General features: G+C 55.7%; 22 protein-coding genes and 1 pseudogene. 11 read left to right on the top strand and 12 right to left on the bottom strand.

What is annotated here, in order from left to right; genetic code table 11:
- Window positions 1–15: 15 nt before the first annotated feature.
- Together tcuC and AC2FAJ_RS06000 are read right to left on the bottom strand one after the other, a co-directional pair.
- Window positions 16–1,311 (bottom strand): MFS transporter, encoded by a 1,296-nt coding sequence (gene tcuC, locus AC2FAJ_RS06005; RefSeq protein WP_041909329.1) that lies wholly within the window; start codon window positions 1,309–1,311, stop codon window positions 16–18.
- Window positions 1,312–1,572: 261 nt separating this feature from the next.
- The gene (locus AC2FAJ_RS06000; RefSeq protein ID WP_485453922.1) at window positions 1,573–2,868 is read right to left on the bottom strand and encodes a serine hydrolase domain-containing protein; all 1,296 of its coding nucleotides are present in this window, start codon (window positions 2,866–2,868) and stop codon (window positions 1,573–1,575) included.
- Between the two features lie 95 nt (window positions 2,869–2,963).
- Between AC2FAJ_RS06000 and AC2FAJ_RS05995 the strand changes: the two genes are divergently transcribed.
- On the top strand, window positions 2,964–3,869 hold the full coding sequence (locus AC2FAJ_RS05995; RefSeq protein ID WP_222567065.1) for a LysR family transcriptional regulator: 906 nt from the start codon (window positions 2,964–2,966) through the stop codon (window positions 3,867–3,869).
- Here the strand turns inward: AC2FAJ_RS05995 and fumA are convergent.
- Entirely contained in the window at window positions 3,858–5,507 is a 1,650-nt protein-coding gene (gene fumA, locus AC2FAJ_RS05990; protein ID WP_063437812.1) for a class I fumarate hydratase FumA, read from the bottom strand. The two genes, AC2FAJ_RS05995 and fumA, sit on opposite strands and share 12 nt — an antisense overlap.
- A gap of 53 nt (window positions 5,508–5,560) precedes the next feature.
- Complete coding sequence (locus AC2FAJ_RS05985; RefSeq protein ID WP_485453921.1) at window positions 5,561–7,069, bottom strand: anion permease; 1,509 nt, start codon at window positions 7,067–7,069, stop codon at window positions 5,561–5,563.
- Window positions 7,070–7,678: 609 nt separating this feature from the next.
- Here AC2FAJ_RS05985 and AC2FAJ_RS05980 point away from each other — a divergent pair.
- Both AC2FAJ_RS05980 and AC2FAJ_RS05975 read left to right on the top strand, forming a co-directional pair.
- Entirely contained in the window at window positions 7,679–10,459 is a 2,781-nt protein-coding gene (locus AC2FAJ_RS05980) for a flavocytochrome c (RefSeq protein WP_041909335.1), read from the top strand.
- Window positions 10,460–10,517: 58 nt separating this feature from the next.
- A complete protein-coding gene (locus AC2FAJ_RS05975) occupies window positions 10,518–11,480 on the top strand; it encodes an FAD:protein FMN transferase (protein WP_248112425.1) in 963 nt (320 codons plus the stop codon).
- Here the strand turns inward: AC2FAJ_RS05975 and dcuR are convergent.
- A complete protein-coding gene (gene dcuR / locus AC2FAJ_RS05970) occupies window positions 11,461–12,180 on the bottom strand; it encodes a two-component system response regulator DcuR (protein WP_028013719.1) in 720 nt (239 codons plus the stop codon). The two genes, AC2FAJ_RS05975 and dcuR, sit on opposite strands and share 20 nt — an antisense overlap.
- Complete coding sequence (locus tag AC2FAJ_RS05965) at window positions 12,177–13,793, bottom strand: sensor histidine kinase (RefSeq protein ID WP_060571685.1); 1,617 nt, start codon at window positions 13,791–13,793, stop codon at window positions 12,177–12,179. Before AC2FAJ_RS05965 ends, dcuR begins: the two co-directional genes overlap by 4 nt.
- A 165-nt stretch (window positions 13,794–13,958) precedes the next feature.
- On the opposite strand from AC2FAJ_RS05965, the gene AC2FAJ_RS05960 reads away from it, so the two are divergent.
- Complete coding sequence (locus tag AC2FAJ_RS05960) at window positions 13,959–14,822, top strand: N-acetylmuramic acid 6-phosphate etherase (RefSeq protein ID WP_193358744.1); 864 nt, start codon at window positions 13,959–13,961, stop codon at window positions 14,820–14,822.
- Window positions 14,823–14,879: 57 nt separating this feature from the next.
- Here the strand turns inward: AC2FAJ_RS05960 and ompC are convergent, their stop codons facing one another.
- Window positions 14,880–16,046 carry a porin OmpC gene (gene ompC / locus AC2FAJ_RS05955; RefSeq protein ID WP_047362895.1) on the bottom strand — a complete coding sequence of 389 codons (1,167 nt, stop codon included), beginning with the start codon at window positions 16,044–16,046 and terminating at the stop codon, window positions 14,880–14,882.
- Between the two features lie 285 nt (window positions 16,047–16,331).
- Here ompC and AC2FAJ_RS05950 point away from each other — a divergent pair, with 285 nt between their 5' ends.
- From AC2FAJ_RS05950 to AC2FAJ_RS05940, 3 genes are all read left to right on the top strand, one after another.
- Window positions 16,332–17,033 carry a phosphohydrolase gene (locus tag AC2FAJ_RS05950; protein ID WP_045260359.1) on the top strand — a complete coding sequence of 234 codons (702 nt, stop codon included), beginning with the start codon at window positions 16,332–16,334 and terminating at the stop codon, window positions 17,031–17,033.
- Window positions 17,034–17,094: 61 nt separating this feature from the next.
- Window positions 17,095–18,510 carry a DNA cytosine methyltransferase gene (locus AC2FAJ_RS05945; protein ID WP_309487351.1) on the top strand — a complete coding sequence of 472 codons (1,416 nt, stop codon included), beginning with the start codon at window positions 17,095–17,097 and terminating at the stop codon, window positions 18,508–18,510.
- Entirely contained in the window at window positions 18,491–18,982 is a 492-nt protein-coding gene (locus AC2FAJ_RS05940) for a very short patch repair endonuclease (RefSeq protein ID WP_041909351.1), read from the top strand. Before AC2FAJ_RS05945 ends, AC2FAJ_RS05940 begins: the two co-directional genes overlap by 20 nt.
- On the opposite strand, the gene yedA is transcribed toward AC2FAJ_RS05940, so the two are convergent.
- A complete protein-coding gene (gene yedA, locus AC2FAJ_RS05935) occupies window positions 18,954–19,868 on the bottom strand; it encodes a drug/metabolite exporter YedA (RefSeq protein ID WP_028013712.1) in 915 nt (304 codons plus the stop codon). The genes AC2FAJ_RS05940 and yedA overlap by 29 nt on opposite strands.
- A 175-nt stretch (window positions 19,869–20,043) precedes the next feature.
- Here yedA and AC2FAJ_RS05930 point away from each other — a divergent pair, with 175 nt between their 5' ends.
- The 3 genes from AC2FAJ_RS05930 to dgcQ all read left to right on the top strand — a co-directional run bounded on the left by AC2FAJ_RS05930 (window position 20,044) and on the right by dgcQ (window position 22,993).
- Entirely contained in the window at window positions 20,044–20,958 is a 915-nt protein-coding gene (locus tag AC2FAJ_RS05930; RefSeq protein WP_169804339.1) for a DUF808 domain-containing protein, read from the top strand.
- Window positions 20,959–21,036: 78 nt separating this feature from the next.
- The gene (locus AC2FAJ_RS05925; protein ID WP_041909353.1) at window positions 21,037–21,219 is read left to right on the top strand and encodes a YodC family protein; all 183 of its coding nucleotides are present in this window, start codon (window positions 21,037–21,039) and stop codon (window positions 21,217–21,219) included.
- Window positions 21,220–21,292: 73 nt separating this feature from the next.
- The gene (dgcQ, locus tag AC2FAJ_RS05920; protein ID WP_485453920.1) at window positions 21,293–22,993 is read left to right on the top strand and encodes a cellulose biosynthesis regulator diguanylate cyclase DgcQ; all 1,701 of its coding nucleotides are present in this window, start codon (window positions 21,293–21,295) and stop codon (window positions 22,991–22,993) included.
- Here dgcQ and AC2FAJ_RS05915 read toward each other — a convergent pair.
- A complete protein-coding gene (locus AC2FAJ_RS05915) occupies window positions 22,978–23,778 on the bottom strand; it encodes a mannosyl-3-phosphoglycerate phosphatase-related protein (RefSeq protein WP_485453919.1) in 801 nt (266 codons plus the stop codon). The genes dgcQ and AC2FAJ_RS05915 overlap by 16 nt on opposite strands.
- Window positions 23,779–24,078: 300 nt before the next feature.
- Window positions 24,079–24,306, bottom strand: a complete 228-nt coding sequence (gene yodD / locus AC2FAJ_RS05910; RefSeq protein ID WP_028013707.1) for a YodD family peroxide/acid resistance protein — start codon at window positions 24,304–24,306, stop codon at window positions 24,079–24,081.
- A gap of 128 nt (window positions 24,307–24,434) precedes the next feature.
- Between yodD and dsrB the strand changes: the two genes are divergently transcribed.
- Window positions 24,435–24,623: a protein DsrB gene (dsrB, locus tag AC2FAJ_RS05905; RefSeq protein ID WP_013097741.1), complete on the top strand. Its 189-nt coding sequence runs from the start codon at window positions 24,435–24,437 to the stop codon at window positions 24,621–24,623.
- Window positions 24,624–24,725: 102 nt separating this feature from the next.
- Here the strand turns inward: dsrB and rcsA are convergent, their stop codons facing one another.
- Together rcsA and fliR are read right to left on the bottom strand one after the other, a co-directional pair.
- Window positions 24,726–25,349, bottom strand: coding sequence for a transcriptional regulator RcsA (gene rcsA, locus AC2FAJ_RS05900; RefSeq protein WP_013097740.1), 624 nt, complete (start codon window positions 25,347–25,349; stop codon window positions 24,726–24,728).
- Window positions 25,350–25,636: 287 nt separating this feature from the next.
- Window positions 25,637–26,429, bottom strand: a pseudogene (fliR, locus tag AC2FAJ_RS05895) (flagellar biosynthetic protein FliR); the annotation flags it as partial.
- Between the last annotated feature and the right edge of the window lies 1 nt (window position 26,430).

The raw sequence follows: 26,430 nt of genomic DNA, 5'->3' as shown, positions 1-26,430 counted from the left end.
ATCATCCTCTCCGGATTAACGGGCTGTTTGCAGATGCAGCGCGCTGCGACGGTAGAGATAGAGCGTTGCCAGCATGGCACAGACCGCGGCGAAGCTCATCCAGTACCCCGGGGAGGCTTTGTCACCGGTGTACTCAATTAAGGCGGTAGAAATCACCGGTGTGAAACCGCCAAAGACCGCCGTTGCCAGGCTGTACGCCAGCGAGAAACCGGCCACGCGCACTTCAACGGGCATGATCTCCGTCAGCGCCGGGATCATCGCGCCGTTATACAGGCCGTACAGGAAAGAGAGCCACAGCAGCACGCTCAGCATCATGGTGAAGCTTGGGGACTGCGCCAGCAGCGTCAGCGCCGGGTAGCTGGTCGCCAGCGCCAGAAGCGTCATGGCAATCAGTACCGGTTTGCGTCCGAAGCGGTCCGACAGCGCGCCGCCCACCGGCAGCCAGATAAAGTTAGAGATCGCCACCAGCAGCGTGACCAGCAGGCTGTCAGAGGCGCTCAGCATCAGCACTTTTTTGCCGAAGGTCGGCGCGTAGACGGTGATCAGATAGAACGCCGTGGTGGTCATCGCCACCATCAGCATGCCTGCAACCACAACCGGCCAGTTCGCCAGCAGGGTGGTAAAGACCTGACGCATCGCCAGCGTGTGGCGGCGCGCGCGAAACGCTTCCGTCTCTTCAAGCCTGCGGCGCAGGATAAAGATAAACGGCACGATTAAGCAGCCAAACAGGAACGGAATGCGCCAGCCCCATTCGCGGATGGCACTCTCTTCCATCAGTGCGTTCAGGGCAAAGCCCATTGCCGCCGCCACCATAATCGCCACCTGCTGGCTGCCGGACTGCCAGCTGGTATAAAAGCCCTTGCGGCCCGGCGTGGCGATTTCTGCCAGATAGACCGACACCCCGCCAAGCTCCGCCCCGGCGGAAAAGCCCTGCAGCAAGCGCCCCATCAGCACCAGCAGCGGCGCCCACAGGCCGATGCTTTCATAGGAAGGGATCAGCACGATCAGGAAGGTTCCCGCCGCCATAATCGACAGCGTGACGATCAGCCCTTTGCGGCGGCCAACCTTATCAATATACGCGCCGAGCACGATTGCCCCGATGGGGCGCATCAAAAAGCCCGCGCCGAAGACGGCGAAGGTCATCATCAGCGAGGCAAATTCACTGCTCGCCGGGAAGAAGGTATGCGCAATGTAGGTGGCATAAAACCCGAACAGGAAGAAATCGAATTGCTCAAGGAAGTTGCCGGAGGTGACGCGAAGTATCGCGCCCGCTCTTGCGCGAACGGTTGCAGGTGGGGTTGAGGAAATCATCGTAGTCTCCAGTTTTATTATTGACGTGTTGTCCGTCTGTTTCTGAAAACTGGCTCATTAAACGGAAATTAATAAGCGCAAATCGCGCATGAACTGATGCGTGGTGTGCATCAATGACAGGACGTTGACCAGGATTTACGGTTCTAACAATAACTTAACAATTCATTTATTTTTCATTCACCGCATTCTGCTAAGTGGCTGATATCCCTGTTTTGTGACATTGCGCAGAAGATAAGCCAGGCAGGGCCTGGCTTATTCTATTCAGCGTAGCGCGTTCGCTATCGCGCTAAACATCAGCGACGCTTCCAGCGGCTGGGCGCTGAATGACGGCTCAGCCTGCGGCCAGGTGGACCACTGGACGATAACCAGATTTTCTTTCTGGTTAACCATGATCATCTGGCCAAAAATACCCAGCGCCCAGAGTGAATCTTTCAGGGAGTCCTGCACCGCTGGCTTAACCCCCGTGGCCGTAGCGGGCACCTCGTTATTCCACCACTGATAGCCGTACAACCCTTTCGGGTGCGCCTTTGACACCGATCCCGTTGCCTGCGTCCAGTCTGCGGACTGCTTCACCCAGCCGTCAGGCAGGATCTGTTTGCCTGAGGGGAGCGTACCGTTATGCAGGATAAATTCGCCGAAACGCCCCCAGTCTTCCAGCGTGGCGTTAAAGCCGTGGGCGCCGACGTCGTGCTGGTCCTTGCGGTAGGCATGCCATACGCCGTCGCTCGCCATCCCGTACGGTTGCCAGATGCTTTTCTCCAGATACGCCGCAAGCGTCATGCCGGTGGCGCGTTCAAGCACGTCCCCAAGTAGCCATGCGCCACCTGAGGAGTATGACCAGTTTTCGCCCGCCGGGTGTTCGCGATGTAACCCTTTCACCAGCGTGCGCACGCAGTCATAGGTACCCGGTTTCGCTTCACATTGGGTCAGCTGAGCGAAGTCTGATTTCGGGTCGGTATAGTCTTCATTCCACGCCACGCCGGAGGTGTGGGTGATGAGCTGTTTCAGCGTCACGCCGTCCCATGCGGTGGCTTTCAAATCCGGTTCGTATTGGGTGATGAGGTCATCAAGGGAGCGAATTTTGCCCTCTTTGATCGCGACCCCAACCAGCGCCGAGACCACGGATTTGCCCACGGAACGTGAGGTCCAGAGCGTGGAGTCGGTATTGCCTTCACCCAGATATTTATAGGCCACTTTGCCGTTCTTCAGCACCAGCATACCGCTGACGTTCTGGCGTTTCAGGTAATCCTGAAGGTTCCAGGTCTTGCCGTTAACCTGATAGCGGGCACCGGTGAGCGGTTTTTCTGCGGGCAGCAGCGGCGTAGCGTTGCCGTGGCGGAACACATCGCCCGCATAGTTGCGGTAGTCATTGCGGAAGCCCACCACGCGGTCGGACTGGCTCCAGGTGAGCATGGTATGCGCGTCCGGGAGTCTGGCATCGAAAGGCGCCGGACAGGTGGTGAGGTCGGTACCGTTGCAGGCCGCCATAACGGCGGGCGAGAGCAGGCTGCTGACAACCAGCGCCGCGAGCAGCGTGCGGTTTGTTTTGATTTTCATATTTATCTCGTTTGGCTCAGGAAGGACTTCAGTTTAAGAACCTGCGGCCTATAATAAAAAACGCGTTATGGGGGAAAATCCCCCGGAAAAATCGCGTGGAGAATGACTTGGCATCACCGATCTATTCCTTTGCCCAGCTTGAGGCGTTCACCGCCGTTGCTGAGCACGGCAGCCTGATGAAGGCGGCCAGTAAACTCGGCAAAGATCGCACTACCCTCAGGGATCTGATCGATTTTCTTGAGGATGGGCTGGGCTACGCTCTGTTCCTGCGGGAGGGGCGCAGCCTGCGCCTGACGCCGGAGGGGGAGCAGCTTCAGCGGCAGGCGCACCTGCTGATGCGGCAGGTCAAAGCGTTTGAGGCGTTTGCCAGATCGGTACCGGACAGCGCGACGCAGGACATTGCTCTCGTTTACGATCCGTTCACCCCCAGAGCCTTTTTACAGGCGCTGATTGCCACACTGGCGACGAAAAAGATCCGCCTGAGCCTGACCAGCGCATCGCGCGATGAAGCGGAAGCGATGCTGGCAAACGGTCAGGCCGATCTGGGGATCTGCCAGGCGCGCAACCGCAGCGTGGGCAATGAGATGGAGTGGCGGGCGCTGGGGGCGATCGAAATGGATTTTTACGCCGCAACGGCGCTTTTTGCGGAGGTTGCGTCGCCGGTGTCGCTGCTCGATCTCTCTCTGGTCCCACAGGTGATTATGCATGCCGCATCAGACGAGCCGGTTGCCCGTCGCCTGCAAATTTCAGGGCACACGCTTTTCACTAACGAACTGGAGATGCTGCGCGGCCTGCTGGAGCAGGGCTGCGGCTGGGGGTTTTTGCCGACCCATCTTCACGCAACGCAGTGGAAAAACGTAAAAAGGCTGCCCACCGAAGTGGGCAGCCAGGGGATAAGCCAGACGATGGTCACCATCTGGAAGCCGGGCAGCGACAAGCGCGGGTTAATCAACGATACGCTGTCGCTGCTTCCGGCGTTATGGAAACGCTCAGCGCTGTGAACACCCTTTGCACTGTTTATTCTGGATCTGCTGGAAGAAGTCGTTGCCTTTGTCATCCACCAGAATAAACGCCGGGAAGTTCTCCACTTCGATCTTCCAGATGGCTTCCATGCCCAGCTCAGGATACGCGACGCACTCCAGGCTCTTAATGCTGTTTTGCGCCAGCACCGCCGCCGGGCCGCCGATGCTGCCCAGGTAGAAGCCGCCGTGCTTATGGCAGGCGTCGGTCACCTGCTGGCTGCGGTTGCCTTTCGCCAGCATGATCATGCTCGCGCCGTGGGACTGCAGTAAGTCCACATACGAATCCATGCGCCCTGCGGTAGTTGGACCGAGTGAGCCAGACGCGTAGCCTTCCGGGGTTTTTGCCGGACCCGCATAGTAAATCGGATGATCTTTGACGTACTGCGGCAGCGCTTCGCCGTTATCCAGCAGCTCTTTAAGCTTCGCGTGGGCAATGTCGCGCGCCACGATAATGGTGCCGTTCAGCGACAGGCGGGTAGAGACCGGATGCGCGGAAAGCTGCGCCAGAATCTCGTTCATCGGCTTGTTCAGGTTGATGCTCACCACGTCGCCTTCGCCCTGCTGGCGCAGTGACTCCGGAATATACTGACCCGGGTTGTGCTCAAGCTTCTCAATCCAGATCCCGTCGCGGTTGATCTTCGCCTTGATGTTGCGGTCAGCGGAGCAGGAGACCCCCATGCCGATTGGGCAGGAGGCACCGTGGCGCGGCAGGCGGATCACGCGAATGTCGTGGGCGAAGTATTTACCGCCAAACTGCGCGCCGAGGCCGAGGTTCTGTGCTTCCTGCAGCAGCTCCTGTTCCAGCTGAACATCGCGGAACGCCTGACCGTGTTCGTTGCCTTCCGTTGGCAGCGCGTCGTAGTAGCGCGTGGAAGCCAGCTTCACGGTTTTCAGCGTGGCTTCCGCTGAGGTGCCGCCGATAACAAACGCGATATGGTACGGCGGGCAGGCTGCGGTCCCCAGGGTACGCATCTTCTCAACCAGGTAGTTTTTCAGCTTCGCCGGGGTAATCAGCGCTTTGGTTTCCTGGTAGAGATAGGTTTTGTTGGCAGAGCCGCCGCCCTTCGCCATGCACAGGAATTTATACTCGTCACCGTCAACGCTGTAGAGGTCAATCTGTGCGGGCAGGTTGGTGCCGGTATTCACCTCTTTATACATATCCAGCGCCGCATTCTGCGAGTAGCGCAGGTTGTCTTCAATATAGGTGTTATACACGCCCTGGCTCAGGGCCGCTTCGTCACCGCCGCCGGTCCAGACGCGCTGGCCTTTCTTACCCATAATGATTGCCGTGCCGGTATCCTGGCAGGTTGGCAGCACGCCTTTCGCCGCAATTTCCGAGTTGCGCAGGAACTGCAGGGCCACGTACTTATCGTTCTCGCTGGCTTCCGGGTCGTTAAGAATGGCGGCAACCTGCTTCTGGTGGGAAGGACGCAGCATAAATGCGGCGTCGTGGAAGGCCTGCTGCGCCAGCAGGGTCAGGGCTTCGGGCTCCACCTTCAGCACTTCCTGGCCGTCGAATTCGGCAATGGAGACATGCTCGTTGGTCAGCAGGTAGTATTCGGTGTCGTCATGCGAAAGAGGGAAGGGGTTCTGATAAAAAAACGGTTTATTCGACATAGTATTGCTCCACAAAAATAAAACCGCCGGAGGAGAAGTCCGGCGGTCAGGAATCAGAACATCATGGACATCCACGGGTAGCCAATCAGCAGCAGGGTCGCCAGGAAGATGGCACCGAAGATGGTGCCGAGGCGCCAGTAGTCTTTGGTTGGCAGGTAGCCGCTACCGTAGTAAATCGGGCTTGGGCCAGTGCCGTACGGGGTGATGATCCCCATGACGCCCAGCGAGGTCACCATCAGCAGAACGAACACTTCCATATTCATGCCCGGAATGGTGGAGGCGATGGTCAGCATCGCTGGCAGCAGCGCCGTGGTGTGCGCGGTGGTGCTGGCAAACAGGTAGTGCAGCAGGTAGAACGCCAGCAGCAGCACGATGGTCGCCACGCCCGGAGAGATACCGCTCATCAGCAGGCCGCCTTCTTTACCTAACCAGCTGATAAAGCCGGTAGAGGAGAGGCCATCCGCCAGCGCCACCAGGGTGGCGAACCAGACGAAGGTGTTCCACGCCGCTTTGTTGCCGGTGATATCGTTCCACTCCAGCACGCCGGTCCACAGCATCAGGCCAACGATAAGCAGGGCTGCCATCGCGGGTTCAATCCACGCGGCGGCGAAGATCCACATCAGCAGCGCGCAGCATACGAACACCAGCAGAAGGATCTCATTGCGCGACAGTTTGCCCAGTTTTTCCAGTTCACGGGTCGCCCACAGCGGCACTTCATTGTTCACCTTCACTTCTGGCGGGTAGAACCAGTAGGCCAGCAGCGGCATGGTCAGGATCAGCAGGATGCCCAGCGGCAGGAAGGCGAGGAACCAGGTCCCCCAGGAGATGTCGATCCCAACCGTACTTTTCACCAGCGCCAGGGCCAGCAGGTTCGGCGCGAGGGCGGAGAGGAACATTGAGCTGGTGATACAGGCCGCGGTGATCGCCACCCACATCAGGTAAGAACCAATCTTACGCGCGCTTGGGTCGTTGGGTTTTGAACCGTACAGCGGCGGCAGGTTAGCGATGATCGGGTAGATGGTCCCACCGCTGCGCGCGGTATTGGACGGAGTGAACGGTGCCAGCAGCAGGTCCGCAAACGTAATCGCGTAACCGAGCGTCAGGCTGCGACGGCCAAGATACTTCACCAGAATCAGCGCCAGACGGCGGCCGAAGCGGGTTTTGTCATAGCCAGCGGCGAACATAAAGGCACCGAAAATCAGCCAGACGGTGGAGTTACCAAACCCGCTCACCGCCCATTTAAAGGAGGCGCCCGCCAGCTTGAATTTCGGGTCAGCCAGCTGTTCAGGGCTGAACAGCACCCACTGGCTGCACAGGGCAATGGCGACCACGCCGGTCAGGCCGATCACCGCGCCCGGCAGGGGTTCGAAGATAAGACCGACGATCACGCCGACGAAGATGGCGAAGTAGTGCCATGCATAAGGAGGCAGTCCTTCCGGTACCGGAACAAACAGCAGCAGTACGGCGACGATGACGGGCAGTGCCATCATCAGCAGACGTTTTGCGTTTCCATTTGATGCCTGGTTCGCCACAGGGGGCGTTACAGCAGTTTTTGTATTCATAGTATCACGTCTTAAGTTGTCAAAAATTCGGTCGCACTGAAAAGTCAAAATTGCTTTCTTAAGTTTCTTTGCTTTTTTTAGTTATTAAAGGTGCGTTTTGGTATTTTCAGTAATAGCGATTTAACGCTTTTTTTTGTGCGTTAAATTAAAAAATGATGATGTTTTTATATTGCGCTTTTAAATGCCATGACTATTGATCGAGATCAAAAAAACAGAATTGCAGTGTTATTTTTATGCTTTTATTAATAACCACTCTGGCGTATGGGGTTATTATCTTTTTTGCGGGTTTGTTTTATCATTTCTGTAACAATTCGAATTTTTAATAATGGCTATTTGTTTGATTTTAAAGGATTTTTTGGTTTTTGGCGAAATGGTTTTACCATTTTTTATTTAACGTATTTTAAAATATTGTGAATGCCTCAATGACAATCGCTAACACCAATGTATTATTAGTGTTATCACAGGGATTAAATAGTTTTTTAACTAACGTAATAACTTTAGAAACTAAAAAAACCATTATATTAATATCATGACATCGGCAAAAAACGACGAAATAAAAAATCAATCCGATAACGAATTCTCAATTTTTAAAAGTTTGGAGTTTCTATTATGAGCACTAACGAACGCATTCTTAGCCCCTTCACATTACCGAATGGCACTGAACTGAAAAACCGTTTGTTAATGGCCCCTATGACCACCTGTACCGGCTATTATGACGGCACCGTCACCAGCGAGCTGGTGGAGTACTATCGGGCCCGTTCCGGCAGCATTGGCACCATCATCGTGGAGTGCTGCTTCGTCGACGATCTCGGCCTCGCCTTCCCGGGCGCAATTGGTATTGATAACGACGAGAAAATCGCCGGGCTGGCGAAAATCGCCGAGGCCATTAAATCCAAAGGATCTAAGGCCCTGCTGCAGATCTACCACGGCGGCCGCATGGTTGATCCGAAACTGATCGGTGGCCGTACCCCGGTTGGCCCAAGCGCCGTAGCCGCGCCGCGTGACGGTGCCGCAACGCCGGTTGCCCTGACCGCCGAAGAAGTGGAAGGCATGATCGGCAAGTTTGGTGAAGCCGTGCGCCGCGCCATCCAGGCCGGTTTTGACGGCGTGGAAATCCACGGGGCGAACACCTACCTGATTCAGCAGTTCTACTCTCCAAACTCTAACCAGCGCGACGACGAGTGGGGCGGCAGCCGCGACAACCGCGCGAAGTTCCCGCTGGCGGTGCTGGACATCACCCACAAAATGGTGCGCCAGTACGCGGACGACGCGTTTATTATTGGCTACCGTTTCTCCCCTGAAGAGCTGGAAGTGCCGGGCATCCGCTTTGAAGACACCATGTACCTGCTGGAGAAACTGGCGGCGCGCGGCGTGGACTACCTGCACTTCTCCGTCGGCGCGACTCTGCGTCCGTCCATTGTCGACACCCAGGACCCGACGCCGCTGATCGAAAAATACTGCGCGATGCGCTCTGAAACCCTGGCGCAGGTTCCGGTGATGGGCGTGGGCGGCGTGGTGAATGCGTCAGACGTGAATGAAGCGCTGGACCACGGTTACGACCTGATTGCCGTTGGCCGCGCCACTATTGCCTACCCGGACTGGACCGACCGCATCGCGGCGGGTGAAAGCCTTGAGCTGTTTATGGACAGCACCAAACGCGAGGAACTGAGCATTCCTGAACCGCTGTGGCGCTTCTCGCTGGTGGAAGCGATGATCCGCGACATGAGCATGGGCGAATCGAAATTCAAACCGGGCATGTTCACCGAGAAGGTGCAGGACGACGCGAACGAGCTGGTGATTAACGTCAGTCTGGAAACCGACCGCATTGCGGACATCGAGCTGGCCTCTGGCCCGAGCGAAGATATTGAGTTCGTCACCAGCTTTGAAGAGATCCGTACCCGCATTCTGGACGCCAATACCCCGCACGTGGATGCCATCACCGGTGCAACCAGCCAGAGTGAAGCGGTGAAGAAAGCGGTCTCTAAAGCGATGCTGAAATCCAGCAAAGCGCTGGCAGCGGAAGAGGGCGTGGACCCGAACGAAACCCGCAGCGTGGACGTGGTTGTTGTCGGTAGCGGCGGCGCCGGTCTGGCGGCGGCGATTCAGGCTCACGACGAAGGCGCGAGCGTGCTGATTGTTGAGAAGATGCCGACCATCGGCGGGAACACCATTAAAGCCTCTGCCGGTATGAATGCCGCCGAAACCCGCTTCCAGCGCGTGAAGGGCATTCAGGACAGCAAAGAGCTGTTCTACCAGGAAAGCCTGAAAGGCGGCGGCAACAAGAACAACCCTGAACTGCTGCGCCGCTTTGTCGAGAACGCGCCGCAGGCGATCGAGTGGCTGGCAACGCGCGGCATCATGCTGAACGACATCACCACCACCGGTGGGATGAGCATCGACCGTACTCACCGTCCAAAAGACGGCTCTGCGGTGGGGGGCTACCTGATCAGCGGCCTGGTGCGTAACGTCAACAAACGTAACATCGAGGTGATGCTGGATACCTCCGTCAGCGACATTATCTTCGAGAACGGTGAAGTGACCGGGGTTCGCCTGACCACCGAAGAGAACGAAACCGTCACCGTGGCAGCGAAAAGCGTGATCGTGGCGACGGGCGGCTTCAGCGCCAACAGCCAGATGGTCGTCAAATACCGTCCGGATCTGGAAGGGTTCGTCACCACCAACCACAAAGGGGCAACCGGCGGCGGCATCGCGCTGCTGGAGCGCATCGGGGCGGGCACCGTGGATATGGGCGAAATCCAAATTCACCCCACCGTTGAGCAGAACACCTCGTACCTGATTTCCGAATCCATCCGCGGGGGCGGGGCGATTCTGGTCAACCAGAAAGGGGAGCGCTTCTACAACGAAATGTCGACCCGCGATAAAGTCTCGGCGTCAATCATCGCGCTGCCGGAGAAATACGCGTACATCGTCTTTGACGAGCACGTACGTGCCAAAAACAAAGCCGCGGATGAGTACATTGCGAAAGGCTTCGTGACCAGCGCCAGCTCGCCAAAAGCGCTGGCGGAAGCGCTCGGTATGGATCACCACGCTTTCCTCGCGACCCTGGAACGTTACAACGGTTTCGTTGAAAAACAGCACGATGACGATTTTGGTCGTACCACCGCGCTGCGTGCGCCCATCAACGAAGGGCCTTTCTACGCTATTCAGATTGCGCCAGGCGTGCACCACACCATGGGCGGCGTGACCATCAACACCGAAACCTGCGTGCTGGACAGCAACCACAACGTACTGCCGGGGGCGTTTGCGGCGGGTGAAGTGGTCGGGGGGATCCACGGCGGCAACCGTATCGGCGGTAACGCGGTGGCGGATATCATTATTTTTGGTACCCTTGCAGGACATCAGGCGGCGATGCGCTCAAAAAGAACGTAAGGCTCCTGTCTCCCCGGCGGCGCGGTGCCTGCCGGGGCTACATCTGAGGACACATGCAATGCCTGATAGCCATCGCGTTTACAGCTACACCGCCGTTCTGATGGGCTCGCCCATTCTCCTGAAGCTCTTCTCCCATGACGAAGCCCTCGCGTCCCGCGTTTTCCGCCTGATCAAACAGTACGAAGATCTCCTCACCGTTAACCGGGCGCATTCCCAGGTGATGGACATCAACCATGCGGCGGGCCAGCATCCGGTTGCCGTCAGTCGTCCGGTGTTTGAACTGATCCGCTGTGCCAAAGCGGCAAGCCTGCTAAAAGACAGCGCGTTTAACCTGGCGATCGGCCCGCTGGTGAAGCGCTGGAAGATTGGCTTTCAGGGAGACAGCGTTCCGCCTGCCGATGACATTGCGTCCCTGCTGGCGATAACCCGGCCCGAGGAGGTCATCCTTGATGAGGCGCAGACCAGCGTGTTTCTGACCAGATCGGGGATGGAGATTGATCTGGGGGCCATCGCCAAAGGCTATATCGCCGACCGGGTGCGGGACTACCTGCGCAAAGAGGGCGCTGAGCTGGGGCTGATCAACCTCGGCGGAAACATCCAGACGTTAGGCTCGCCGGAAGGGGGCTGGAGCGTGGGGCTAAAAAAACCGTTCGCCGGTGACGCGCTGATCGGTGCGATGACGGTGGAGAACCTCTCCGTAGTGACCTCGGGAACGTACGAGCGCTACTTCGAGCAGAACGGCAAGCGCTATCACCATATTCTCGATCCGCGCACCGGGTATCCGCTCGACAACGAGCTGGAGAGCGTCACTATCATTTCAAAAGACTCCATTGACGGCGACATCTGGACCACGCTGATGTACGGCATGGGGGTAGAAAAGGGCTGTGCCGCCCTGCGTGCGCGCCCCGATATTGAAGCTATCTTTGTGACCAAAACAAAAGAAGTGGTGATCTCCTCGATGCACCACTTCCGTTTTACCCTTCTGGACGAGAGCTACCGCGTTATTGGCAGTACTGTTTGAGCAGCCCGATCTGTTCCGGCTGTAAGCGGTAGCGGTACACCGGACGCCCGGTGGCGCCGTAGTGAATGCTGGTGAACAGAATGTTGATCTGCGCAAGCCAAATCAGGTACTTACGGCAGGAGACGCGGGAGATATTGACTGCGTTAGCCAGATCGTCGGTGGAAAATTCCGTCTCCGGGTGGCCATCAATCCACTGGCAAATCGTGCGCAGCGTTTGCGGCGTTAACCCCTTCGGCAATTTTTTAGTGTCCGCCAGCTCCGGCGCGCCGCCGTGGATCAGCCTGTCGACGTCCGCCTGCTCGTAATACTGGTGCGAGCCCATCAGGCTGTGCTTTGCCTTCCAGCCGTTCAGCGCTTCTTCAAAGCGCGGGAACTGGAACGGCTTTATCAGATAATCCACCACGCCGTAGTGGATGGAGGTCTGGATCGTGGCGGCATCGGCGGCCGAGGAGATCATAATCACATCAATCGGGCGGCCTGACGCGCGAATATCGGGCAGCAGATCCAGCCCGTTATCCTGCTGCATGTAGACGTCCAGCAGCACCAGATCGACAGGCTGGCTGGGGTTATTGATAAAGGCCCTGGCCTGATTGAGCGTGGAGGCGACGCCGCAGCAGCTGAAGCCTTCAACACGGTTGACGTACAGACGGTTGAGATCGGCTACCATGGCGTCATCATCGACAATTAATACATTTATCACGCGATATTCCTCTCGCTATCCCAGGGGATGTGAACAAAAAATTGGGTAAATACGCCAGGCTCAGACTCGACGGTAATATCGCCGCCCAGGTTCTGGATCTGCTGGCGAGCAAGGAACAGCCCAACGCCGCGGTTTTCACCTTTTGTTGAGAACCCCTTAGTAAAAATAGCCTCCAGCTGAGTGGGATCAATGCCGGGGCCGTCGTCGCTGACTTCGCAGCTGAGCCAGCCATTCTGATAATGCAGCAGCAGGCCAATCTCGCCTTCCTGCTGTCCTGCCATCGCGTCGAGCGCGTTTTCGATTAAGTTACCCAGCGCGGTGATAAGCACCGCAACCTGCTCTTCACTGCCGGTATCCGGTATCAGGCTTTCATCCGCCAGCGTCAGGGTGATGCCGGCCTCTTTCGCCCGGTTGATTTTGCCCAGCAGGAACCCGGCAACGACCGGGGACTTTACCTTGCTCTGTATCGTACCGATATCCGTCTGGTAATTATGCGCCGTCTGGATGATGTACTCCTCCAGCTTGTCGTAACGCTTCATGTGCAGCAGGCCGAGGATCACATGCAGTTTATTCATAAACTCGTGCGTGTGGCTGCGCAGGGCGTCGACGTAGTTGACCATGCCATCAATACGCTGCATCAGCTGGCTGATTTCCGTTTTATCGCGGAAGGTGCTGATAGCCCCGATCACCCGATTCTGGCTTTTGACCGGCACCATGTTGCAGAGCAGCAGTCGTCCGTTGCAGCTAATCTCCTGATCCTGACGCGCAATCCCGGTTTTCGATACCTCACGCAGGCTTGCCAGCAGCGGCTCGCTGGTGTTTTCGGTCTGCTTGCCGGAGGGGAGAAGTAATATCTCTCTGGCAGCGTGGTTAATCATCGTCACGCGGCCGTGAATGTCGACGGCCAGTACCCCTTCGCGAAGCGACTGCAGCATCGCCTGGCGCTGTTCGAACAGGGCGGAGATTTCATAGGGTTCTAGCCCGAACAGGATGCGTTTCAGGACCCGTACCAGACCCCATATCGCCATCGAACTCATAAAGATGCTGAACAGAATCGTCCAGAGCGCGTTGAGCCGCCCGCGGGCTATCTGGTCTTCCACCTTTTTGAGGGAGATTCCGACCACGACGACCCCGATCTGATCGTGCTGGCTGTCATAGACCGGCGTGAAAACGCGAAGCGCCTCGGCGAGGGCACCACGGTTAACTGAGACATTCTCTTTGCCTTCCAGCGCGGGTTCCAGATCGTTGCCGATAAAATGCAGGCCGATGAGCGCCTCGTTCGGGTGCGAGTAGCGAATCCCCCGCATGTCGGTCACAACGGTAAGCAGCAGATCGTTGCGTTGGGTGACGGCTTTAGCGATGGGCTGAATGATGTCGGCCTGCGGCGACTGCATCAGGCCGCGCTGGATCTCCGGGCTGTCGGCCAGCGTGCGGGCGATGCCCAGAGCGGTATCTTTTACATCATCGCGGGTCGCACGGGTGATCTGCACGGAATAGAGCGCAAAAACTACCAGCAACACCGAGGCGATAATCGCGGACACCATCAACGTGACCAGCGTGTACAGTTTCATGGGGCGCTTGCGCGTCAGAGGGAAAGGCTGCAAATCGCTCATCAACACTCCGCGATGATTAAGAAAGGGAGTGATTATCGCTGATGATGGGCTTTTCTTAAAGCCATGTAAAAGCGTCGATTTACTCTTCTTTTCGTGACCCCACTCGCAGGTCATCTATATAAAACACTTTATAGTGTGTGGGTACTCATAATAAGGAGGCTGTTTATGAGCATTACGCTTACCGGTTCAGTCAAGGAAAGACGGCACGCCAGCACGATGAATATAGATAGATTGTCCACGCTGGACATGCTGAAGGTTATCCACGAGGAAGATGCACGCATTTCTGCTGCTATAACCCCCTGCTTAACGACAATCGCCCGCGCGGTGGATAACGCCGCCTCGGCGCTCAACCACGGCGGCCGTCTGGTGATTGTCGGCGCGGGCCCGTCAGGCTGCATCGCACAACAGGCTGCAGATGAGTATGCGCCGGGTAAAACGCCGGTAATTGCCGTGACGGCAGAAGAGGGGGATGGGGGCTACGAGCGCGGGGTGGCTGACCTGCAGGCCATTAAATTTGATGAACACGATATGATGCTTGCCGTGACCGTCAGCGGAAAAACGCCGTGGGTCTGGGGGGCAATGCGGCATGCTTGGTCGTTGGGAGCGCCGGTTGCGGTCATCACCGGTGATGCACAAAGTGAAGCAGCACAGCTGGCAAGCATGGTAATTGCCCCAGAGCTTGGGGCTGATGTGGTTGCCGGGTATCGCAATACCAGGGCGGGGATCGCGCAAAAAATGATCCTCTCAATGATTACCACCGCGCTGGCCGTTCGCACCGGGCGCGTTTACAGCAACCTGCGCGTGGATCTTGAGGCAAGCAGTACCAAATGGGCCGAACGGCAGATCGCCATCGTGATGGAGGCGGGAGGATGCACCCGGGCGCAGGCAAAGGCCGCGCTGGAGAGCTGTAACCATCACTGTAAAACCGCGGTATTGATGGTGCTGACAGGCCTTGATGCGTGGAAAGCCCATGAGCTGCTGGTGCAGAATAACGGGTTTATCCGCGTGGCGCTGCAGGAAGCGCCGTAAAATAGTGTCCCTTGAAACAAAAAAGCCCGCAAATGCGGGCTTTAGTATTTTCAGGGATCAGAACTGGTAGATCATGCCGATGCCAACAATGTCATCGGTTGCAATACCGTTGTCATTGTAGAAGGCGTCATCTTCGTCCAGCAGGTTGATTTTATAATCAACATAGGTGGAGAAGTTCTTGTTGAAGTTGTAGGTCATGCCCAGGTCGATGTAGTTAACCAGATCCTGGTCTACATAGTCATAGCCATTGCGTGGGTGATAATCGTTACCGCCCAGATCGATGCCTTTGGAATAGACCCACGCCAGGGATGGACGCAGACCGAAGTCAAACTGGTATTGCGCTACGGCTTCAAAGTTCTGCGTTTTGTTGGCGATGCCGTCGCTGCCGTACGGCGTCATGTTGCGGGTTTCCGCGTACATCATCGCCAGGTAGACGCCTTGAGCATCATATTTTGCGCCAACGGTCCATGCGTCTGCACGGTCACCGCCTGCGTATTTGCTGAAGCGGTTATAGTTGCCCGCGCCATAAGCAACCTGATCGTTGGTACGGTCAGAGGAAGAATACGCCGCACCCAGCGTCAGACCGAAGTCGAAGTCATAGGTGGTAGACATACCGAAGCCGTCGCCGTTCTGGAAGCGTACGTCGTCGTGACCGTTTTTGGTGCCTTCCTGATCTTCGTTAGCGTTTGCGCCTTCGTTAGCACCCTGATACTGCAGCGCGAAGTTCAGGCCATCAACCAGACCGAAGAAATCATTATTACGGTAGGTCGCAACACCGTTGGTACGGCCAACCATATAGTTGTCAGTCCAGGTGTAGGAATCACCACCAAATACCGGCAGCATATCCGTCCAGGCTTCAACGTCATACACGACGCCGTAATTACGGCCGTAGTCGAATGAACCGTATTCGCCATATTTCAGGCCCGCATAGGCCAGACGGTTGAAAGAGGTGTCCCCGGCGTTTTCGGTATCATTTGCGTAGGTTTTATATTCCCACTGACCGTAACCGACCAGATCGCGTGTAATCTGCGTTTCGCCTTTGAAACCAATCTGCACGTAGGTTTCGTCGCCGTCGTCGCCAGGGTTGTCGGAGAAGGTATGACGCGCGTCGACCTTGCCGTACAGGTCAACTTTATTGCCGTCTTTGTTATACATTTCAGCCGCGTTTGCCGCGCCAGCCATTAATAATGCGGGTACAAGAATTGCCAGAACTTTTCTTTTCATTATATATTCCCTTTAAAGATAATTTATATGAATATATGTAATCACCCTCCGTAATTACGTGTCTGATACTATTCTATGGCTAGTAAATTTGGTTCAAAAATAAATGTAATTAAACCAGTGAAAATATTACAAAATATTTCCAAGGATCTCTTTATTTTTCAAATGAATTAATCGCTTGAAAGTATTGCGGGTAATTATTATTAAGTATTTCGGGGTTCTATTTTTTAATTTATTTTATTTAGCTATGTTATAATTCAGTGCCCATTTTCGTAACAGGAAAGGATGATGGAACTCATACAGTGGCAGCAGCGCTTTGAATCCTGGCTTGATGAACATCACGCGACCGACGACACCGCGCACGATATTTCACACTTCCGTCGCGTCTGGCTGACGGCGCAGAAAATCATGGTTCATCACCACGTCGACCCGCTGACGATCCTGACCGCCTGCTATTTTCACGACATCGTTAGCCTGCCGAAAAATCATCCTGAACGCAGCCAGTCGTCGCGTCTGGCTGCCCGCAGAACGCGGGACATTCTGCACCGCGATTTCCCTGACTTCCCGTCCGATCGCTATGCCGCCGTGGAGCACGCCATCGAGGCGCACAGTTTCAGCGCCGGCCTGACGCCGTACACGATTGAGGCCAAAATTGTCCAGGATGCAGATCGTCTGGAGGCGCTGGGGGCGATTGGCCTGGCGCGCGTGTTTGCAGTGTCAGGCGCGCTGGGCGTACCGCTTTTTGACGCGGACGATCCGTTTGCCGACGCGCGCCCGCTTGATGACCGGGCGTTTGCGCTCGATCATTTTCAGACCAAGCTGCTGCGCTTGCCTGATACAATGCAAACCGACGTCGGGCGCGAGCTCGCGCAGCACAACGCCGATTTTCTGATTCAGTTTATGGCGAAACTCAGTGCCGAATTACAGGGCGACTGCATCGGGCTGGATAGCCAGATTCAACACCGCTTCCGTCGCAGTTTGCGAAAGTGAACTGTGGTAATCTGTTTCCAGTCTTTATTGCCCGGTTAAAAGAATGCAGGAAAATCGATCAGTGACAGAGCCCGCGCCAGAGCAGGCTGAGAAGTCAACGGCAACGGTGCAGGCATTACTGCGCCAGCTGCTGGATATTTATGACGCTAAAACGCTGGCAAACCAGCTGGTGGCGCACGGCGAGAGCCACTGGAGCCCGGCCATCCTTAAGCGACTGCTGACCAGCGATCGGGCAGGGCGCCGCCTGAGCGAAAGCGAGTTTCGTTATCTGCAAGACCTGCTTCCGCGGCCGTCTGCCGCGCACCCGAACTATGCCTTCCGCTTTATCGATCTGTTTGCCGGCATCGGTGGCATCCGGCACGGCTTTGAAGCTATCGGCGGTCAGTGCGTGTTTACCAGCGAGTGGAACAAACATGCGGTACGCACCTATAAAGCGAACTGGTACTGCGATCCGCATGAACATCATTTCAACGCCGATATCCGCGACGTTACCCTGAGCCATAAAAGCGGCGTCACGGATGAACAAGCCGCCGAGCACATTCGCCAGACGATTCCGGCGCATGACGTGCTGCTGGCGGGCTTCCCGTGCCAGCCTTTCTCGCTGGCCGGCGTCTCCAAAAAGAATGCCCTCGGGCGTGCCCACGGTTTTGCCTGCGATACGCAGGGAACGCTGTTTTTCGATGTGGCTCGAATCATTGACGCCCGTCGCCCGGCCATATTCGTGCTGGAAAACGTCAAGAACTTAAAGAGCCATGACGGTGGAAAGACCTTCCGCATTATCATGCAAACGCTGGACGAGCTGGGCTATGACGTGGCGGATTCCGAGGACATGGGCGCGGATGACCCGAAAATTATCGACGGGAAACACTTCCTGCCCCAGCATCGCGAACGCATTGTGCTCGTCGGTTTCCGCCGCGATCTCAATCTGAAGGGGGATTTCACCCTGCGGGATATTTCCTCCTTATACCCCGAGCGTCGTCCAACGATTGCCGACCTGCTGGAGCCGGTGGTCGACGCGAAATTTATCCTTACCCCGATCCTGTGGAAATACCTCTACCGCTATGCCAAAAAGCATCAGGCCAAAGGCAACGGATTTGGGTTTGGCATGGTGAACCCAAACGATCCGCACAGCGTGACCCGCACGCTGTCCGCTCGCTACTACAAAGACGGCGCGGAAATCCTGATCGACAGAGGCTGGGATAAAGCGCTGGGCGAGAAAGATTTCGACGATCCGCAAAACCAGCGTCACCGTCCGCGGCGCCTCACGCCGCGGGAGTGCGCCCGGCTGATGGGCTTTGAAACGCCGCAGGGCTACCGTTTCCGCATTCCGGTTTCGGACACTCAGGCTTACCGTCAGTTTGGTAACTCGGTGGTGGTGCCCGCGTTCGCGGCGGTGGCAAAACTGCTGGCCCCGCGCATCAGACAGGCGGTGGCGCTCCGCCAGGGTGAGGCCGTCAATGACGGACGTTCACGATAAGGCCACGCGGAGCAAAAACATGCGTGCCATCGGCACGCGTGACACCGCGATAGAAAAGCGTCTGGCCGGGCTTCTGACGCAGGCGGGCTTCGACTTTCGCGTGCAGGATCCCGCACTTGCGGGTCGCCCGGATTTCGTCATCGACGCGTATCGGTGCATTATCTTCACCCACGGCTGTTTCTGGCATCATCACGACTGCTACCTGTTTAAAGTCCCGGCGACGCGCACCGATTTCTGGCTGGAGAAGATTGGTAAGAACGTTGAGCGCGACGCGCGGGATCTCGCCACGCTTGTCGCGCAGGGCTGGAGAGTGCTGATCGTCTGGGAGTGTGCGCTGAGAGGACGGTTAAAGCTGAACGATGCCGATCTGAGCGAACGGTTGGAAGAGTGGATCTGCGGCGGCGGCCAGGCCGCGCAGATCGACACCCAGGGGATCCACGCGCTTACGGTTTCTCCACCTCGCAAGGCGTAACCACGGGCTTTGCCGGCAGCAAATATTTGCCTAAGGTCACCAGCACGACGGCAAAAACAATCACCCCTAAAGCTAACCACTCAACCGGAGAGAGCGTTTCACCGCCAAGCCCGGTGCCGAGCAGCACGGCCACGACCGGGTTGACGTAGGCATAGCTGGTGGCGACCGCCGGTGAGACGTTACGGATCAGGAACATATAGGCGTTGATGGCGATGATTGAGCCAAACAGCGCCAGATAGCCTACCGCCAGGAAGCCCGACAACGGCGGCAGGGTCGTCAGCTCCTCTCCCGTCAGGGCTGAGGCCAGCAGCAGCACAATCCCAGCCGCAAGCATCTCTATTGCCCCCGCCATCATGCCGGTCGGCAGTTCGATACGCGAACCGTATACGGAGCCAAACGCCCAGCTCATCGAGCCGATAAGGATAATCACTGCGCCCCACGGATTCCCGCTCAGGTTACCGCCGCTGTTAAGCAGAATAATGCCGGCAAGGCCGATGCCAATCCCCAGCCACTCCAGCTTGCGGGTGCGGATGCCGAAAAGGCGGCTGAAGCAGAGGGTAAACAGCGGTACGGTGGCAACGACTACGGCGGCGATCCCAGACGGTACGTTCTGGTGCTCGGCAATGGTCACAAAGCCATTCCCCACCGCCAGCAGCAGCAGGCCTATCAGGGCGGCGTTCAGCATTGGGCGGAGCGGTGGAAGCTTATGCCCGCGCAGCAGCAGGAAGGCCAGCAGCAGCACACCCGCCGAGAGGAAGCGAATGCCCGCCATCATCAGCGGCGGCCAGCTTTCCACGCCGATGCGAATGACAAAATAGGTTGAACCCCAGATGATATACAGCGAAAAAAGTGCCCCGATAAGCGGAAGCAGTTGCCGGAAACGCATAATCCCTCACGACGAAATAAAAAGGTCGCTGATAGTAAACGCGAAAACTATCGCGCTGGCGAGTCCTTTAATTGTGTAGTTGATGTGAATTTTTTGTTGACGAAAGCTGCCTGTTTCCGCGATTGCGCTTTTGCTCCATACTATTCACTTAATTACCAAAAAAAGAAGGATCACCATTTTGGCAGGAAGTAGCTTATTAACATTGCTGGATGATATTGCCACCTTACTGGATGATATTTCCGTGATGGGGAAACTGGCGGCGAAGAAAACCGCAGGGGTGCTGGGGGACGATCTCTCGCTTAACGCCCAACAGGTGAGCGGGGTACGGGCTAACCGTGAGCTGCCTGTGGTGTGGGGTGTGGCAAAAGGCTCGTTTCTGAACAAAGTGATCCTGGTGCCGCTGGCGCTGCTGATCAGCGCATTCATCCCCTGGGCCATCACGCCGCTGCTGATGATTGGCGGGGCATTCTTGTGTTTCGAAGGCGTGGAGAAGGTCCTGCACTCTTTGAGCTCGCGCAAGCAGAAGGATACCCCGGAGGCGCGCCAGCAGCGCCTTGAAGCGCTTGCCGCGCAGGATCCGAAAGTTTTCGAGCGCGATAAAATCAAAGGCGCCATTCGCACCGACTTTATTCTGTCGGCTGAAATTGTCGCCATTACGCTGGGCATCGTCTCCGATGCGCCGCTGCTGAATCAGGTGTTGATCCTCTCCGGGATCGCCATTCTGGTCACGGTGGGCGTTTACGGCCTGGTCGGGCTGATCGTGAAGCTGGATGATATCGGTTACTGGCTGGAGGAGAAATCCAGCGCGGTGGCTAAAGGTATCGGTAAAGGCTTACTGACGCTGGCGCCGTGGCTGATGAAGAGCTTGTCCGTGGTGGGTACCCTGGCGATGTTTCTCGTGGGCGGCGGCATTGTGGTCCACGGCATTGCGCCGCTGCACCATGCCATCGAACATTTCGCCTCGGCGCAGGGGAGCGTGGTGGCAGCGATTCTGCCCACGCTGCTTAATCTGGTGCTGGGCTTTATCGTTGGCGCTATCGTGGTGGCGGCGGTGAAACTGATCGAAAAAATGCGCGGTACGGCGCACTAATTGTTACCCGTCGCAGGGTGCAAAAAGACCATTCCTCGTCTAAATTGAAACAGTTTCACCCTGATACAGGAGGCAGGTATGGTCTTTTTGGTCAGTGATGAAGTTAAGCCTAAGAAGGGCGGCCCGCGCATGATTGTCACCGGGTATTCCAGCGGAATGGTGGAATGTCGGTGGCATGATGGCTACAGCATTAAGCAGGAAGCCTTTCGTGAAGATGAGCTTCAGCCGGGTGACGGCAAGCGCAAGCACGATCAGGCTTAATCACATAACGCCCGGCTTTGCCGGGCGTTTTTAACTGAAGTACCGGGTGTAAGGTAGTAATCAGGGAGTGTGTGTGCAGCGCGATACCTTTGTTGTAAGACGATCCTTTCTGCAATGGCTGCATAAGCGTAGCAATCCGGGTTTGATTGTTAACCTCTGTTTTATCACTGTTCTGGTATTTTCAACCCTCCTGACCTGGCGTGAAGTGGTGGTCCTCGAAGAGGCGTATATTTCCAGCCAGCGCAACCACCTGGAAACCGTGGCCAGCTCGCTGGACAGGCCGCTGCAGTACAGCGTGGATAAAATGCTGTTATTTCGCCAGAGCATGCGCGATGCGCTACAGACGCCGCTGGCCTTCAATGTTATGCACGATGCAGTATCGCACTTTAACGCATTACGCATGCGTCCCACCTGGCAGCTCCTCGTTGACAAAAATCGCACACTTCCGATTAACGGCGTCTCGGATGCGTTTGTTGAAAAAACGTCGATTCTGAACCGGGACGCTGAACGCATCAGCAATGAAATTTCAGCCGCGCTTGAGGTGGGTTATCTGCTCAGGCTGGCGACGTCAAGCAGGCATAGTGAATCGCGGGTGATCTACGTTTCACGCGCCGGGTTTTATCTTTCGACGGATACGCTAACAGAGGCGAGCGATATTATCCCCCGCTATTATCACCTGGTCACGCAGTCCTGGTTTACCCAGCAGTCGGAACGTAACAATCGCTCCCGCGCGGTGCGCTGGTTTATCTCCACGCCGTCATCCTGGACCGGTGACGAGCGAACGATCACTGCCAGCGTCCCCATCTATTTCAATCGCTACTGGTATGGCGTGGTGGCGATGGATTTTTCGCTGAATACGATGCAACGCCTGCTGGCAGAGGCGACGGACGACCGTACGGAGGGGGAGTATAAGCTGTACGACTCCCGGCTCAATATGATTGCCACCTCTGAAAAGACAGATAAACAGGTGAACCATTTCGATGAACGCGAACTCGCGCAGATAGCGCAGGCGATCGAGCACGATACTGGCGGTGGCATCCGCCTCGGCAGCCGTTTCATCAGTTGGCAGCGGCTCGATCATTTTGATGGCCTGGTTTTGCGTGTCCATACTCTGCAGGAAGGGGTACAGGGCGACTTCGGCAGCATCAGTATCGTACTGGCATTACTGTGGGCGCTTTTTACCGCGATGCTGCTGATTTCGTGGCTGGTGATCCGCCGGATGGTCAGCAATATGTATACGCTGCAGCACTCGCTCAAGTGGCAGGCCTGGCACGACCCGCTAACCCGCCTGAATAATCGCGGCGCGCTGTTCGAACGCGCGAAACTGCTGGCGAAGAAGTGTCATCAACAGTCGTTGCCGTTCTCGGTCATTCAGTTAGACCTCGACCATTTTAAAAGCGTCAACGATCGGTTCGGTCACCAGGCCGGTGATAAGGTGCTTTCCCACTCTGCAGGGCTGATTTCCAGCGCCTTGCGTAAAAACGACGTGGCAGGACGCGTGGGCGGGGAAGAGTTTTGTATCGTCCTGCCGGGGCTCGGTCTTGAGGAGGCGAGAGGCGTCGCGGAGCGTATTCGCTGCCGAATCAACAGCAAGGAGATTCTGGTGAAGAAGAGTACGACCCTGCGTATCAGCGCGTCACTCGGCGTCAGCAGCGCCCGGGAAAACGGAAATTACGATTTCGAACAGCTGCAGTCCGTGGCGGATGCCCGGTTATATAAAGCTAAACAGGACGGACGTAACCGGGTTGTCTGGCACGATCATGACAAAAAATGATCCAGCCCCTCCTGCCAGCCGAGCGGTCCCGCCTGCCGGGTGTGATAAACCCGGCGGGGGTTATCGTCCCGTAACGTAATACCCTGGCGGTTTATCCCCTTAATCACCACCGCGAAGTCCACGCTGTCCAGCAGCGGCGCGTCGTTCGGCCCATCGCCGAGCCCCAGGGTCGTGGGTTCAATATTTTCCCGTTCACGGTACTGCGCGATTAGCCAGTTAGCCGCAACGTCCTTACCGCAGCCGGCATCAAGAATATGCCAGAAACGGGCTCCCTGCAGGCATTTCAGCCCGCGTTGCGCCAGCGCCGCTTCAAACCGGGCCATGGCTTCGTCGGAATCACGCCAGATGAGCGTGACGGAGGCGTCATGCTTGCGGGCAAGCGCCGCCCGGTAGCGGGTCACCCCCGTCCATTCGCTAATGACGCGTTCGTCCACGTCGTCAAAGGTGGTGAATTTGAAGCCCGCCTGCTGGCGGATTTGCTCAATAAGCGGACGAATCTCCCGGTGCGTCATGCCGTTGATGTGGTGCTGACCCATTTCCCAGCGCACGTCAGGCTGAATCACCGCGCCGTTCTCAGCGATAAACGGTAACCCTTCCAGACCCAGATCCTGCTGAATATCCAGCATCTCTGCCGCGCTCTTGCTGCTGCAAAGAATCACCGGTACCTGGTTATCCTGCAGTTTATCCAGCCACGGCATCGCGGGCTGCCACTCATAGGTATGAATATCCAGCAGCGATCCATCCAGATCGGAAAAAATCAGCAGGGGACCCCGGAGTGAAAGCATAGTAACTCCCGAAAACGAATGAACCTTAATCTAAGAATATTCCTAAAAAATATCTGGGCTCAAACCGAATTGAGGAGAACCGATCCAGCCAAACCCGCATTCGGCGTATGTTGTTGCTCATAACCAAAACGATTATGTTAAAAATATTATATTCGCCGTAAGAATATATGCTTGTCATGCAAAATCGTTGGGGATAGTGTTGTTTGTACATCAGATTTCCTGGTGTAACGAATTTTCAAGTGCTTCTTGCATAAGCAAGTTTTGATCCCGGCCATCCCCATGACCGGGATTTTTTTCGTGTTAACGATTTGCTTCAGATACGCTAAAGTCATGAATATCCAGCTCGAAGGCCTCCGCCAGCTCGCGGTAGGTGTGATAATCCCTCCCGTTAACAATGACGTGGTCCGAACCATCGTTTGTGCGGCGGACTTCTGACTCACTGATCTCATTGATGGCGGCCAGCAGGGCATCGACATCCACCTCGACCTCGCGTTTGATGGTGTCGCTGTACTCTTTATCGGTCTTCATTACGGGGCTCCTCATTAAACCGTGTCCACGGTAAGTATAGACTGTGTATAAAAACGCCATTCACGCCGTGCGGCGATGTGTGTTTTTGCGTTTTGTTCTACACTGGCTCAAAACCAGAGGAGGAATGTATGAAGGTCAACGATCGGGTAACCGTTAAAACGGACGGTGGGCCGCGCCGCCCGGGGGTGGTGCTGGCAATTGAAGAGTTTAGTGAAGGCACAATGTACCTGGTCTCACTGGAAGACTACCCGCTCGGTATCTGGTTTTTTAACGAACTGGGGCATCCGGACGGCATTTTTGTTGAGAAAGCGGAGTAGTACGGCGTCGGGTAGCATTGCGCGTGCCCGACCACGTCCGCAAAAGCAAAAATCTCTGGCCAGGCCAGAGATCAAAGGTAGGGTGCAAAGGGGTTTAAGCCACTAACGCATGTTGACGAAAATCCCGTTCGTCACATTATCGGTCAGACGTACCACGTGATAGATCACTTGCTTATTATGCGTTTTAATTTTCCTTTTAATATTTCCTTTGTGTGACGAAACGGTTTTCGCTTTAATATTCATCTGGTCAGAGATCTGAATAGTTCCTTGTCCAGCCATCCACATTCGCAGCATACTTGATTCAGTCCTGCTTAATGAAAGGGTGGGTAAGTTAACCGCTCCTACATTTTTAACTTCTTTATTCAAATAATCACCCAGAATGTCATCCAGCGACTCGGGTTTAATCGACTTAGAACTGATCAATAAATTTTTACGGACCAACAAATACTCATCGAAATGGATATTCGCGATCGCCATAAAAACAATAAACAGGGTTTTTGGATGCTGATTAATGATTTGCTTAATGTGCTGACTGTTGGCTGGATCGTGAATGAAACAGTCCTCATTAATAAACACCACGCCTGGTTTGAGTTCGTCACAAGCGGCTGCGAGTTCTTCAACGGTGTGTGCATCGTTGATGTCTCTCTTTCTTACCCCTCTGCTTGCCAGGTACCCGGTTAACCCTAGCCGGGTGTAGCTGCATAAATCCATAATGATCGTTGACATGGCATACCCTCACTCAATGCGTAACGATAATTCACCATCTGCCTGAGAGCTCAAAACAGCCATACGGGATGGAAAAAAATAATAAACCTGTGAGCATGACAAAGACTTTCAGGCGGACTCACTATCCCGTAAAGTTACGTATAATTTGCCAGGAATCTTCTTAAAGTAAAGTAAATATTAAGTATTGTGAGGTGGTTAGAAACATTTAAACCGCGTCAGATATATCCTGGAAGATGTTTTTCGCGTTTTATTTTAGGAATATCCTCAGAAAGACAATAGCGATCGTGAGGACTATTATTTACGTGGCAATTCGCTGACAATATCCGCTAACAGATTGAATATCTCGCCGAATAAATGTTCACAGAAGGGGGCGATAAGGGGCATCAGTAGTGACATTAATAAAATTCCGACCGTCAACGTTAGCGGAAAACCAATCACAAACACCGAGAGCTGCGGTGCCATTCTGTTCAGTAAGCCTAATGCCAGGTTGACGGTGAGCAGCAGCGTGATGATCGGCAGAGCCAACATCAGACCGTTGAGGAAGATCAGCCCCGCCGCGCGGGTCAGCGCGAGGAAGGCATTGCTGTTGACCGGGTTATCACCGATCGGCAGCGTATGGAAAGTATCCACCAGCATGGAGATGAGCCACAGATGACCGTTGAGCGACAGAAACAGCAGCATCGCGAGCAGATCGATGATGCGCGCCAGCACCGGCATGTTGAGATGGCTGCCGGGATCGACAAACGTGGCGAACGATAATCCCATCTGCAGGCCAATCAACTCACCGGCCGTGCGCACGGCGGCGAAGGCGAGCTGCATGGTAAAGCCCACGGCGACGCCAATCATCACCTGCTGTAAAGCGACCCATATTGCGTTAACCGAGAAGATGGGAATATCCACCGGTGGCAGGGAAGGGGCGACGATAATGGTGATGATAATGCCCAGCCCCACCTTAACGCGCTTGGGGATCGATTTCTCGCTGAGAATGGGGGCGGTGGAGATCAGCGCCAGAATGCGCAGCATCGGCCAGAAATAGACGCCGAGCCACTGAACCCACTGGTCGCTGGTGAAGTGCAGCATC

The organism is Enterobacter cloacae complex sp. 385G4, assembly GCF_057320665.1.
The sequence above is the reverse complement of the archived record's forward strand: the minus strand, read 5'-3'. Positions and strand labels throughout refer to the sequence as shown.